This window comes from Rhodovulum kholense (assembly GCF_003053725.1).
Classification (GTDB): domain Bacteria; phylum Pseudomonadota; class Alphaproteobacteria; order Rhodobacterales; family Rhodobacteraceae; genus Rhodovulum; species Rhodovulum kholense.
In genome coordinates this window covers 281940-294922 of the sequence record NZ_QAYC01000002.1, presented here as the reverse complement: position 1 = coordinate 294922, position 12983 = coordinate 281940, and the positions used below count along the sequence as shown (strand labels likewise).

Genomic DNA, 12983 nt, shown 5'->3' with positions numbered 1-12983 from the left:
GGCCCGCAAGGGGCCATCGGCCCATGGCTAGCCGAGGCAGGGTTAATGCCGGGTTTCGCCCTTCGGGACGGTAAAGAAGAAATCGGCGGGCGGATCGGCCCGCAGCACGCTGTCGGGGATCGCCCCCGGCCCGGCCAGAAAGACGTTCGAGCCGAAATGGGACAGCATCCGCGACAGCCGCCGCAGCCGGTCGCCGGTCAACTCGGCATGAAGCGCGGCGGGGTCGGGCGCGGCCATCAGTTCCGTGATGCGCGCGCGATGGGCGGCGACGCAGGCGGCGTGGGCGGCGGCGATCTCGGGGTCGGCCATCAGCCGGGCGCGCTCGGCCTCCATCGCCGGCAGGCGGCGCCGGATCGACAGGTCCTCTTCGGCGTTGTGGTTCATGCGGAACCAATAGCCAAGCCCCTGGTCGCGGTCGACATGGTTGACCCGCCCCCGGTCGCGCTTCACCAGAAAGCTCTGCGCCGAGCGCAGCGCGTAATGGTTCAGCTGAACCAGATCGTAGCCCGCCGTTCCCGGGGTCGAGCGCCAGGCGGTGCGGTACATCTGCGGCGGCAGCGGCCGACCGGAGCCGTCGACCCAGCGGATCTCGTCCAGCCGCCCGGGTTCCAGCCCCTTGGGGCGGTGGACGCCCAGCTTGCGGAACAGGCCCTGATTGCGAAACAGCGTCTTGAAGCCCCAGGCCTGATGCGGCTTGCGCGTGATCTCGGGCGCGCAAAGCGTGAATTGCGCCATCACCGGGCGGTCCTCGTAGTCGTCGATATCGGCGTTGCCGAACAGCCGCCAGGTCATCGAGATCAGGTTGGCGCCCCGGGTCGCCGCGAACAGCGCGGCCAGCGTGCCATCGCCGGTCTTGATGTTGATGAACTCGTCGACATCCATGCAGACGATCCAGTCCGCGTCGCGGATCGCGGGCTCGTTCCCTGCTGCCTGCAACGCGGCATGCTGGGGCTTCAGCCCGGTGGCGCGGTAGGGGTTCGTGCGATGGCGGACCAGCCCTTTCCGGTCGAGAAGCGCCAGCAGACGGTCGGTGCCGTCGCTGCAGTCGTTAGTGTAGACCAGAATGTCATCGACGCCGATGGCGCGGTGATGGGCCAGCCATTCGAGGATGAAGGGGCCTTCGTTCTTCATGGTGGTGACGATGGCCACGCGCCCGGGGCTTTGGCTGGAGCCTTTGCCGGAGCCCTGGTCTTTGCCTTGGCTTGGAGCGAGGCGGGCCGGGGTCGGGCCGGGACGCGCGGGTCCGCGGCCGAACTCGCTGGCAACCAGATCGGCCAGCTCGGGGTCGGCCACAAGGCTTGTCTTGGGCACGATCCGGCCGACCGGATGGCCGCGATGGCGCATGCCCATGCAGCGGTAAAAGACCGCCTTGGCCGTGGCCTCGCCTGTCCGGTGCGCGCGCCAGGGCTGATCGTCGGGCGTCCGGGACGGCAGCACGCACCAGCGGCGCACCCCGCGCGGACGGTCGAACTGGACGCAGCCGTGATCGGCAAAGCCCGGCCGGGACGGGTCGCGGGATTTCCACGGAAAGACATGGCGGCCCAGCAACGCCAGCGCGCCCGAGGTCCCCGCCGTCTCGAAGACCGTGGCGCCGGAGGGATCTGGCCTCAGCAGGTCGCAAAGGTCGAGCGCGGCGACCGCGTGTGCCTCGGCCAGCCATGCCCGGCGCAGCCATTCGTAAAGGTGTCCCTCGCCCAGCGGGGCCTGCCAGGGATCGGGGGCGGGCGGGGCCATGCGGTCCTTGCCCGGGGCCTCGGGGGCATTGATCGGGTGGCTTTCGGGGGCCGCGCCGGGGCGGCCCAGCGGGTGGTCGAGACCGACCAGCAGCACCCGGGTCAGCCCCTCAAGCCGGGACCGAAGGGCACACAGCGCCTTGGCAAAGCCATCGGCCTCGGGGCCGGGCGGAGCGCGGTCGACGATCAGCGCGGCCTGAAGCTTCTGGGTCCGGCGGTGAAAGGCCAGCCAGTCGGCGGCCTCCCCGGCCGTTTCGCCGTTCCGAAGCGCGACCATGACGTCGAGCCCGGCGAAAAGGTCGGTCCGGGCTGGGCGCGGGTCAAGCGTGACGGCCGCGCCGTCGAGCGTCAGCGGAACCGGGCCCTCGTCGCTGCCGCAGGTCAGCGTCAGAAGCGGCGCGCCCGCGACCGTGCGCAGCGTCGCGGCCGTCGTCTCGCCCGCCGGACCGACGGCGCCCGGCGGCGCGGCGCTGGCCAGAATCGCCGTGACCTCTCGGCCGCTGCCTGCGGGCGTGGCGACCGCGTCGAGGCAGAGCGCGCGGCCAAGCGGCCGGGCCGTCAGCGCGACGCGCAGGATCTCGGGGCCGGCGGCCATCTGCTCAGGGCCTCGCCGCGGAGGCGGTTCCGCGCGGATAAAGCCCGTACAGGACGGCGGCGCGGTCAGGGGGCAGCGCCCGGCTGCCCCCGGCCAGCACCAGCTGGCTGTAGAAGGCATGGCCTTCGGGCGTCGCGATCTGCCGCGCGGCCTCGGCCCGGTGCCAGGCCATCGCGGCGGCGTGCAGATCGGCCAGCCCGGGCAGGGCGGCGAGGCGCGCGCGCATCGCCGCTGTCGCCGGGGCCATCGCGGCGATCGAGCGGTCGTCGACGGTGTTGAAATTCCGTTCGACCCAATAGCCCAGATCGACCGCGCGGGCCGTCCGGTTCGGCAGGCCGCGGGCGCGCTTGATCAGGAAGGCCTCGGGCGTCTTCACGGCGTAATGGTTGATTTCGGCCAGCGCCCGCCCGGCCGGAAACCCCCAGAGCGAGAGCCGCCCGGGGCTTGCCGCGAAGCGTTCTGGCAGGGGCGTGCCGCTGCCATCGACCCAGCGGGGCGGGGCCCGGCCCGGTGCCGGGCGCGGACGGTGGATGCCGATCCGGCCGAAGGCCTCGGGACGGTAGAGCGTCTTGAAGAAGCTTGCCGCGACCGGGAAGGCAGTATCGGCGGGCATCGCGGCGGTGAAAAGCTCGGTTACCGGCCGGTCGGGAAGCCCGGTCAGGCCATTGTCGCCGAAGAGCCGCCAGGGCAGGGCCACGGCATCGGTGCCGGGGGGCAGGGCCGCGACCAGCGCCGCCAGATCGTGGCCGGGGACATGGATGTTGAGATATTCGTCGAGGTCGATACCGAGGATCCAGTCGGCCCCGGCCGCGCGCGGATGGCGGGCGGCGGTCTTCAACGCCTGCCATTGCAGGCTTTTGCCGGGGAGGGCGGGGTTCTGCAGATGGGTGACCAGACCGGCGGCATCGAGCAGGTCGAGCATGCGGTCGGTGCCGTCCTCGCAATCGTTGGTCACGACGATGATGCCGTCCGCGCCCGCGCCCAGATGATGGGCGAGCCAGTCCGGCAGATAGGGGCCCTCGTTCCGGGCCGTCGTGACGATCAGGACGCGCGCGCGCACCGGCGGGCCTTCTTGCAGCCTGGCCCCCCGTCGGGGGCTATCTTCCGGGGACTACACCGGCGAGGGTAAACAGCGCGTCAATGTCGAGATGGGCCTCGAGATGGGCGGCAAGCGCATCCAGCGTATCCTCGACCGCCTGGCCGTAGCCCTCGGTGCCGGTCTCGACCCCCAGCCGGTCCAGCCAGGCTCGTCGGAAGCCGTCTTCGGCGAAAAGCCCGTGCAGATAGCTGCCCGCGACCCGCCCGTCGGCCGAGACCGCGCCTTCGGGCCGGCCTGCGACATGGGCGAAGGGGCGGGCGCGGTCGGGGCCCTCGGTCGCGCCGATATGGATCTCGTAGCCGGAAAACGCGGCGCCGGTCGCGGCATGGGTGGCCGCGACCCGGGTCAGGGTCTTGTCCGCCCGCATCACCGTCTCGACCTCGAGAAGGCCGAGGCCCTCGGTCACGCCCGGCGGGCCTTCCAGCCCGTCCGGGTCGGCGATGCGTCGGCCGAGCATCTGGTAGCCGCCGCAAAGCCCCAGCACCCGCCCGCCCCGGCGCAGATGCGCGGCAAGGTCAATGTCCCAGCCCTGGGCGCGCAGGAAAGCCAGATCGCCCCGGGTCGATTTGGTGCCGGGCAGGATCACCAGATCTGCATCGCCCGGCAGGGCGCGGCCCGGCGGGACCATGGTCAGCCGGATGCCAGGTTCGAGCTTGAGCGGGTCGAGATCGTCGAAATTGGCGATCCGCGAGAGCATCGGGCAGACGACGTGAAAGCCGCCCCGGCCCGCGCCGCCCAGATCGACCGCATCCTCGGCGGGCAGGCGACAGGCCCCGGCGAACCACGGGATGACGCCGAAGCCGGGCCAGCCGGTCCGGTTCCCGATCAGCCGGTAGCCGTCGTCGAAGAGCCGCGGATCGCCGCGGAACTTGTTGATGGCAAATCCCCGGACCATGGCCAGATCGCCGGGATCGAGCACCGTCTGGGTGCCGACGATCTGGGCGATCACGCCGCCCCGGTCGATATCGCCGATCAGCACGACCGGCACGTTCGCGGCCCGGGCAAAGCCCATGTTGGCGATGTCGCCTGCGCGCAGGTTGACCTCGGCCGGGCTGCCGGCGCCCTCGACGATGACGAGATCGCGCCCGGCGGCGAGGCGGTGGAAGCTTTCCAGCACCGGCGCCATCAGTTTCGGTTTCTCGGCAGCGAAGGCGCGGGCGCGAAGCGCGCCCCGGGCGCGGCCCTGCACCACCACCTGCGCACCGGTGTCGGTTTCGGGCTTCAGCAGAACCGGGTTCATGTCGGCCAGCGGCTCGAGGCCCGAGGCCAGCGCCTGCAGCGCCTGCGCCCGGCCGATCTCGCCGCCATCGGCGGTCACGGCGGCATTGTTCGACATGTTCTGCGGCTTGAAGGGCGCGACGGTCAGCCCGCGCCGGAGCGCCGCGCGGCAGAGCCCGGCCACCAGAAGCGATTTGCCCACGTTCGAGCCGGTGCCTTGCAGCATGAGCGCGCGTGTCATCGGGGGGGCCTTTCCTCGGAGCTTGGGCCCGTTGCGGGCGTTGCGTCCTGGGTATTTGGGCCAAGAAGAAGCTGCAAGCGCATGGGATGTCAGTTCCGGTCGGGGGAGGCGGCGAGGGCATCGCGGCGGCGGGTCATCTCGGCCAGGGCATCCAGCACGAGGGGGGTGCCGCAGACCCAGTCGGGGCCGGACAGCGCCGGGGCGGCGGTGGCGGGCAGGGCGCGGAGCGCGGGATGGGCGAGGATTTCCTCGGCGCGGGAGGTTTTCGGATAGGGGCGCGACAGGATCAGGAGATCGGGATCGGCCATCACCAGCTCTTCGAGCGCGAGATCGAAGCCGCCGCTGCGACCGCGCGCCGCCTCGCCGGAGCCTGCGAGATTGGCGAAGCCCGCATGGGTCAGGATATCGTCCGACAGCGTGCCTTTGCCCTGGGTATAGCCGTTGGCATAGAAGAAGGCGGCCAGCGGCCGGGGCGGGCCGCCGCGCGAGAGCCGGGCGAGGTCCCGCTCGAAGGTGCGGGCAAGCGCCTCGGCCCGGGCCTCGCGGCCCAGGAGTCGGCCGGTCTGGCGCAACCGCTCGGGGACCTCGGCAAGCCGCGTCGTCAGGCCGATCCGCGCGACGCGGATGCCGAGACGTTCCAGCATGGCGAGGGTCGCGGGGTTCGAATAGGTGCCGGCCAGCACCAGATCGGGGCGCATCAGGAAGATTTCCTCGGCGCCGCCGGTATTGGCGGGGTAGGCGCGGGCGGCCTCGGGCATGGCCGAATTCATCGGGTTCGAGGCAAGATCGCTGATCGAGACGAGCTGCCCCGGGGCCGCGACCAGCATGGCAAGCTGGTCGGTGCAGAGGTTCATCGACACGACCCGCGCGGGCGGGTCGGCCAGCACCGCGGCCCCGGCAAGGGCGAGGGCCGCGGCGAGCCGGATCGCGCTAGAAGGAGGCACGCAGACCCACATAGAGCGCCCGGCCCGTGGTGTTGTAGTGATAGGTGCCGCCATAGGCGACGGCCGAGTAGAACTCCTCGTCGAAGAGGTTTTCGATCCTTGCATAGGCCTCGGTGCCGTTGCCCAGCGCGTAGGTGACCTGGGCTGCGGCAAGCCCGGCATCGGGCAGAGAACCGTAAGGGTCGAGGCGCCCGGCCACATATTGGTACGAGACATCGGCCGTGAGCCGCGACGTCACCTCGCTGCTGACGCCCAGCAGAAGATCGTGGAGCGGGACGCGGTCGAGCCGGTCGCCTTTCCAGCGCACGTCGGTATAGGTGTAGCTGCCGTAAAGCGCGGTCGCAGGGGTCATGTCGTAGCGGCCGGACAGTTCCAGGCCCTGGCTGCGGGTGGTTCCGTCAAGCTGGCGGTAGCAGCCCCAGGCATAGCTGCAGATGGCGGGGTCGGCCGCGCCATAGTCGATCTTGTCATCGATTTCCGCAAAGAAGGCGGTGGCTTTCAGGAACCCGTCGCCCGACAGCCGTTTTTCAAGCCCGATGTCGAAGCTGGTGCTGGTTTCGGGGTTGAGGTCCGGGTTGCCGACCGTGTCGCCGGTAATGGTGCCGTAAAGTTCGTAAAGCGCGGGGACGCGATAGCCGGTGCCCAGAGAGGTGCGGAAGATCAGGTCGGGCTGGAGCCGCCAGGCCAGCGCGGCGCGGCCGGTCACCTGATCGTCAAAGCTTGAATAATCATCGTAGCGCAGCGAAAGCGACAGATCGATGTCGTCGGTCGCGGCCTGGCGAAGCTCTGCAAAGAGCGCGCGGTTGATGACCGAATAGGTCTCGCCGTCAAGCGTGGCTTCGTCCTGCTTCCAGTCGGCGCCGAAGGACAGGTCGGTCCCGGCCGCCAGAGAGGCCGTTCCGAGGTAGCTGGCGGCCCGGCTGGTGCCATCATAAAGGGACGTTCCGAAACTCGAACGGTAGCTGCGCTCGGTCTGCGTGCGCGCCAGCGACAGTTCGTTGTCGACCGCTCCGATCGCGAATTGGGCGAAGGCGCGCAGGCCTTTTCGCGTCGCCTCCGATCGGGTGATCGGGTTAGTGTCGGTAACGTCGCTGTCATAGTCCGAGTTTCCGTCGGAATAGAATCCCGAGAAGCCCAGCCGAAGGGTGTCGGTCAGATCGTAGGCGGCATTGAGCGAGACCGAATCTTCGTCAAAGCCGTCCGCTTCGTCATTGCCCGACAGGGTCGAGAAGCCGTCGGTTTCGACATGCGAGATCGTGGCCGAGATTTCGCCGCGTTCGGTCTTCTGGCCAAGGCTCAGACCGGCAGAGTAGCTGCCATAGGTGCCAGTTTCGACCGTGGCGCGCCCCGAAAAGCCCAGTTTTTCCGGTCTCCATGTGGTGATGTCGACAACGCCCGCGATGGCATTCGCGCCGAAAAGCGCGGATTGCGAGCCCTTCAGCACTTCGATCCTGGAGAGCAGTCCGGCGGTCAGGGTGCCGAAGTCGAGCGCGGCGGGGGTGCCCGAGGGATCGGCAAAGCCCATCCCGTCGATCCGGGTCGCGATATAGCCGTTTCCAAGCCCGCGAATCCGAAGCGTGGCGGTCTGCCCGAGCCCGCCATTCTGCGTGATCGACACGCCCGGCAGGGTGGCAAGGGTCTGGCCCAGATTCTGACCGCCTGCGGCGATCTCGCTGCTCTCGAGCGTCTCGACCGTCGCGCCGGTCCGGTTGGTGGCGATGGGCGTGAGGCTGGCGCTGGCGGTGATCTCGTCCAGCATCAGGCTGGACTGGACCTCCTGCGCCAGGGCGGGCAAGGGACTCAGCGCGGCGAGGCCGAGCGTGAGGCAAAGGGTGGGTCTGGTCATGTCGGTTCCGTTCCGGTCTCGGGAACCGCCGCGGCGGGCGGTCCGTCCTGTCGTGGGGTCCTTGGAAAGACATGCCTTCCGCAGACGGTGATGCGTCACCACTGCGGATGGACCGCCGCCTGCGCCGCGCCCCGCGGACAGGCTGGGTGATCGCCCTGGCAGGTCTCCTGGCTTGCGGGTCCTCGCTTGGCTGGCCTTCCCGGGGCGGACCCCAGTGGCACGATCAGCCGCGCTCGCCGCTTACAGTTGCGGGGGCAGCCGCGGAATTGAGCCGACGAAGGCCGCACCGCGTTCCCTTTTCATCGCCCGTTTCCAGGCGAACCAAGACAATTGTCCGTTAATCCGGGCTCCCGGCCCTGTCAAGCGGCGCACTCCTTGCGGCAGGTCCGGTCGCGCGGCAGAGGGCGAGGATCGCGGGAAGCTCGTCGGTCGGGGTCAGGAAAAGCGCGGCGTCCCGGCCGTGGGCGACCCGCACCAGCAGAAGGTTCAGCGGCGCGGGGGCGCGCAGGATCGCGCAGGTGGTCCCGGGGCCGTCTCCGGCGGCCTTGGTCATCGCGCCGAACCCGAGCCCGGTGAAGCCGGTCAGCCGGTGGGCAAATTCGGCATCGCCCTGCATCGCGACGATCTGGCCCTCGCGCAGCCGCAGCCCGGCCGTTGCCCGGGCGAGACAGGTGCCGACCGGATCGGGCGGCGGGGTTGCGGTCTCTCCGGCCAGGTCAGGACGGGTCTCGGGCGTGGGGGCGCTGGCCGCAGGCGCGGTCCAGTCGCGGTCTGCGGCCGCGCGCAGCGCCTCGACCGAACACCCCGCTTCGGTCGGATCGACCCGGTAGGGAGGGCGGCTCGCGGCGACCGACAGCTCGGCCGCCTTGGCGACGAAGGGGCGAACCCGGCCGTGAAAGGCGGCAATCAGCGGCTCGGCGGGATCGCCGGTGGCCTCTGGCGGCTCGGCCGGGATCGGCGTCGCGTCCGGTGTCACCGGCGCCGTGCGGCCCACCCGCAACAGGCGCCGACGGGCAGCCAGCAGCCGGATTTCCTGTCCCGCCCCGTCGCCTATGGTCATTTCGCGCGGCAGGATCGTTTCCGAAATCTCGGTCAGCAGCACCTCGACGATCCCGTCCACGCCCCCGGGCACCGTGCGTTCGGCGGCGGCCTCGGCGCCCCTCAGCTTGGCCAGCGCGGCGTTGAGACGCTCGAGCCCGGCCATCTCAGCGGCCCCGCTCCTGCGACCCGCCAGCCGCGGTGGCCGGGGGCGCGGCATCGACGATCTCGACGATTTCGGCCATGGTGGCGCGCATGGCGGCAAGCGCGGCCGCGATATCGGCCTCGCCTCCGATCACCGCGCAAAGTGCCTCGTCCGGGTCGCGCGGCGCCCGCACGAAAAGCTCGAACCCGCCCCCGTGCAGCAATACCGCCTCGGGGGGCGCCTGATCGGTCCCGAACACTTCTGTCGAGGCCGCAGCGGCCTGCCCGCCCAGAAGCAGGGCGCCGCGAAGACAAAGCGCATCGTAGAATTCCTGGGGCTGAGGATGCTCGGCCTCGGCCCGCAGCACCAGCCGCGCCGACAAGTCGACGAATGCGATCACCCGGCAATCGGGAATCGCCCGTCGCAGCGCCTGAATGGTGATGGTCAGCGGCATCGTGCCCGAGTTTATCCGAATTTCCGGCGGCGGCCACTGGCAATAGCGCGCAAGCGGGCGTCGCGTGCCAAGGGGGTGCAACGGAATGGACCTTCGCGGGCTTACACGCCTTGCTATGGACCGGACGTGTGGTCAGGCCGGCGTCAGGCCGGCGGGGGGGCTGCGCCGGGCCGTTGCGCGCGCAGGGGCCGCGGGCTCCGAGTGCGGCTTTCGTCGATCTGCACCCGCCGCGGACGCACGGGCATGCCAGCCCCGCCGACGCGCCAGTCCGGGTCCAGCAGGACCGGCGCGTCCCGGTCGTTCGCCGTTGCGCCCAGCAGCCGCAGCACCTGCCGCAGCGCATGGCCAAACCCGTCGGCGCCGCTGGCAGCCCAGCGCGCCGGATCGTCCTGCGCATCCAGCGCATCGGTCAGGGCGATCGGGCAGATGTCGGCAAAAAGCCCTTCGGTTTCGCGCCGCACCCGGCGCAACACCCGGGTGCGGTCGCGGTCGGTCACCAGCTTGTCGAACCGGGTCAGCAGCAAAAGGCTCGTTTCGCCCAGCCGGTCGGCGAACATGTCCCAGACCGCGGCTTCGGACTGGCGCCAGGCCTGGGTCGCATGGCTGCACCAGATCACCCCGTCCGCGAGGCCGATGGCGTTTTCCCAGACCTCCGAGCCCATGTTCGGGTCCGAAATGCCCGGCATGTCGATCAGGTCGCAAAGCTTGAGGATCTCGGCTTCGGCATGGATCTGGATCAGCCGGGTTTCGGCGGGCGACAGACGGTGCAGGTCGGCCATCTCGACGGGTTCGGTGTGGCCGAAACGATCCTCGCGCCAGGCGGGGGCAGAGCCGTAGGAGAGCCGTACCGGCGGCAGCTGGGTCGCGGTCACCTTCACCGGCAGCGGCGACTGGCCGATCAACAGATGGATCAGCGTGCTTTTGCCCGCGCTGAATTCGCCCATCAGCGCGAGGCAGGGCCGTGCCCCGGGGGGCAGATCGGCAGGGTTCGGGTGTGCGGCGAAGGCGGGCAGATGCGGGCGAACCTCGACTTCGACCGGATCGGCTGGGCGGGCCGGATCGGTGCCGGCTGCAAGGGCATCCTTGTCAGGTTCAGGTGCAGGTGCAAATTCAGGGTCGGCCTTGGGCGGTGTGGCCTCGGCCGGGGGGGCAGAGGTATCCGTCTGAGGCGGTTCCGTGCTCCCGTGCGGGATCTGGTCCGCGCCCGTCTCGACCGCGTTGTCCGGATCTGCTGCGGGACGGTCAGAGCTGGTGTCGGCGTCGGGCGTGGTCTCCAGAGCGTCGGACCGGTCCCGGCCACCGAATTGCGCGCGCACGGCCTCTTCGGGGGCCAGCGCCGGACGGCTCGCACCGCTTTCGGCCGGGCGCGGCCGGGCCGGTGCCGCGTCCATCGCCTGGGCGCGTTCCAGCATCGCCCGGATATCAAGGTCGTAGGGATCGCTCATCTGACAGTCTCTTCCGCAGGTCTCGGGCGTCGGCGGGTCTCAGGCCGCCTCTTTCAGCATCGTCGTCATCGCGCTTTCGATGGCCTGCAGGCGATCCTGCCGGGCCTGCCTCCGCAGCGCCACGTCCAGAGCGTCGGGCGCGACCTCGTCCTTGCGGGTCAGGGCCTCGACGATTTCGCGCTGGTCGTCGACAAAACCGGCCAATGTCGCCATCAGATCGGCGCGGACCCGTTCGGCATGGTCGTGGCGCAGGGCATCGAGGATCGGCAGGGTTTCGTCCCGGATCATCGCGTGGAAATCGGCGGCGAAGGCGCCATGGCCGCGGCGGCGGGTCCACCAGCGGCGCCACCAGCTGCCCTTGACGTCCAGCGCGATGGTGCGCGCGATGTCGACCGGTGGCCCGATCCGGGGCGGGTCGGGGGCCTCGACCGTGAACGCTCCGTCAATCCCAAGCGCATTGTGGTAGACAGCGGCGATATCGCGCGCGAGCTCGTCCAGCACGCCCCGCGCCGCGGCCTGCATCCGCGTGCCGAAAAGCTGGCAAGCCGAGCGCAGCAGCATCCGGAGCCCGGTCGGTTCGTAGGTCCAGACGGTGCCTTCGCTCTCGGTTTCCAGATGGGCGATCAGGGCCGCCGTGGCGCGGTCGAGAAAACTGCGATGCGACCGCTCCAGCCGGGTCCGGAACTCGGTCTGTTCGCGGTCGATGACACGGGCCAGGGCCTCTTCGGCGCGATGCGCGATGGCCGCGATCTGGGCCTCGAGCGTGGCCCGGTCGACTGTCGGCCGCGCGCCTGCGGGAAGGGCCGTGCCCTGCGCGGCGCCGATGCTGCGGGCAAGATTGGCGGTGCTGCGGGCGATGCGGTCCAGCACCTCGCGGCCAGCGCCGTCGTTGAGGCGCTCGGCAATCGTGCGGTACAGCGCGGGCAGGCCGGACATGTCCCAGACCCCGCGCAGCTGGGTCTGCGGGTCCTCGCCGCCCTGAAAGCGTTCCCGGGCCAGGCGCTGCAGCGCGCGGCGGCTGCCTTCGGGCAGGCCCGGCAGCGTGCCGCTCAGCGCATGGGCGGCCCAGACCGCGCTGCCGAACAGGATCGGCGCGTCCACCGGGCCGTTCTGCGCCTTCAGCGTGGCGCGGATCGAGGCGCGGATCTCGGCCACTTGCGGGACCGGATCGGAAAGCTCGTCGATGCGGTTGACGAAGATCACCACGTCGCGTGCCTTGACCGTGGCGATCAGCCGGATCAGCGCCATGTCGACGCTGGACAGCGCCTGATGCGCCGACAGCACCAACACGCAAAGCCGGCTGTCGCGGATTGCGCCGATGGTGATCTGTTCGCGCATCAGGAAAGTATCGTTGACGCCGGGCGTGTCGCGCAGGCACAGGCGCATGGGCATCGCCGCATGATCGACCTGCAGATCGGCCGATTTGGTGATGTCGGCGAAGCGGCCCGCGGCCTCGAACCGGGCGTCGGCGCCATCCTCTTCGTCCTCGAAATCGTCGCCGAGACAGACATAGCGTTCGACGAGCCCCAGATCGAAGGCGGAATAGCGGTGCTCCTGGCCCAGCAGCAGCTCGAACCGCCGACCGAGGCGGCCCTGGGATTTCTCGCGCATCCGCTCGACCTGGCGGCGGACCTTGTCAAGGTCGTCTTCGGCCCCGGCCCGGCTGGCCAGTTCGCCGAGACGTCCGCCCTTTTCGACCAGCCGCGCCCATTCCTCGCGGTCGAAGAAGCGGAACCGGGCCTCGCCCGCGAGGGTCTGAGGGGCGGGCGCCAGATGGAGCGAGGTCACGACCGAGGTCCAGGGGTTCACGTCGGCGGGCAACAGGTCGGGCCAGCCCAGCATCGCGTTGATCAGCGAGGTCTTGCCCGCCTTGACCTGGCCGACGAAGGTCACGCTGGGTTCGAGCGCGTCAAGCTGTGCGGACAGCCGGAGCGCGCCGCGCGCGGCGGTTGCGTCGCCGACCCGGCCGAGATCGGCCAGCGCCGCGCGCAGGGTGGCCAGACGCTCGGCGACCGGCGCAAACCCGTCGAGCCCATCGCCCAGCAGATCCGGGTGACGGGCATCGGGCCGGGCGGCTTCGGGGCGCGCGGAGGCAGATGCATCCTGCATCACGGGTCCAATCCCCATTTTCTGGCCTGCGACTCGCCCGAGACTGCGCCAGCCCGGCGGAAGCAGGCGTTTTGTTGTGACATCTGAAACAATTATGCGCTCGAAAATGGCCATTG

Annotated in this window: 9 protein-coding genes and 1 riboswitch; all 9 genes read right to left on the bottom strand. The window is 70.3% G+C overall.

The features are described from left to right. Nucleotides 1-42: 42 nt before the first annotated feature. The 9 genes from C8N38_RS04100 to C8N38_RS04060 all read right to left on the bottom strand — a co-directional run bounded on the left by C8N38_RS04100 (nt 43) and on the right by C8N38_RS04060 (nt 12867). Complete coding sequence (locus C8N38_RS04100) at nt 43-2328, bottom strand: glycosyltransferase family 2 protein (RefSeq protein WP_108024199.1); 2286 nt, start codon at nt 2326-2328, stop codon at nt 43-45. A 4-nt stretch (nt 2329-2332) separates the two neighbouring features. Next, complete coding sequence (locus C8N38_RS04095; RefSeq protein ID WP_158272299.1) at nt 2333-3388, bottom strand: glycosyltransferase family 2 protein; 1056 nt, start codon at nt 3386-3388, stop codon at nt 2333-2335. A gap of 37 nt (nt 3389-3425) precedes the next feature. Further along, nucleotides 3426-4886, bottom strand: coding sequence for a cobyric acid synthase (locus C8N38_RS04090; protein ID WP_108024195.1), 1461 nt, complete (start codon nt 4884-4886; stop codon nt 3426-3428). An 89-nt stretch (nt 4887-4975) separates the two neighbouring features. After that, a complete protein-coding gene (locus C8N38_RS04085) occupies nt 4976-5830 on the bottom strand; it encodes an ABC transporter substrate-binding protein (RefSeq protein ID WP_245895505.1) in 855 nt (284 codons plus the stop codon). Then, a complete protein-coding gene (locus tag C8N38_RS04080) occupies nt 5817-7676 on the bottom strand; it encodes a TonB-dependent receptor plug domain-containing protein (RefSeq protein WP_108024191.1) in 1860 nt (619 codons plus the stop codon). Before C8N38_RS04080 ends, C8N38_RS04085 begins: the two co-directional genes overlap by 14 nt. Before the next feature lie 140 nt (nt 7677-7816). Continuing rightward, nucleotides 7817-8017: riboswitch (cobalamin riboswitch) on the bottom strand. After that, nucleotides 8014-8880 (bottom strand): hypothetical protein, encoded by an 867-nt coding sequence (locus C8N38_RS04075; RefSeq protein WP_108024189.1) that lies wholly within the window; start codon nt 8878-8880, stop codon nt 8014-8016. (Overlaps the previous riboswitch by 4 nt.) 1 nt (nt 8881) lies before the next feature. Then, a complete protein-coding gene (locus C8N38_RS04070) occupies nt 8882-9313 on the bottom strand; it encodes a hypothetical protein (RefSeq protein ID WP_108024187.1) in 432 nt (143 codons plus the stop codon). 143 nt (nt 9314-9456) lie between these two features. Then, nucleotides 9457-10758, bottom strand: a complete 1302-nt coding sequence (locus C8N38_RS21795; protein ID WP_245895504.1) for a dynamin family protein — start codon at nt 10756-10758, stop codon at nt 9457-9459. Between the two features lie 39 nt (nt 10759-10797). After that, entirely contained in the window at nt 10798-12867 is a 2070-nt protein-coding gene (locus C8N38_RS04060) for a dynamin family protein (RefSeq protein WP_158272298.1), read from the bottom strand. Nucleotides 12868-12983 lie beyond the last annotated feature (116 nt).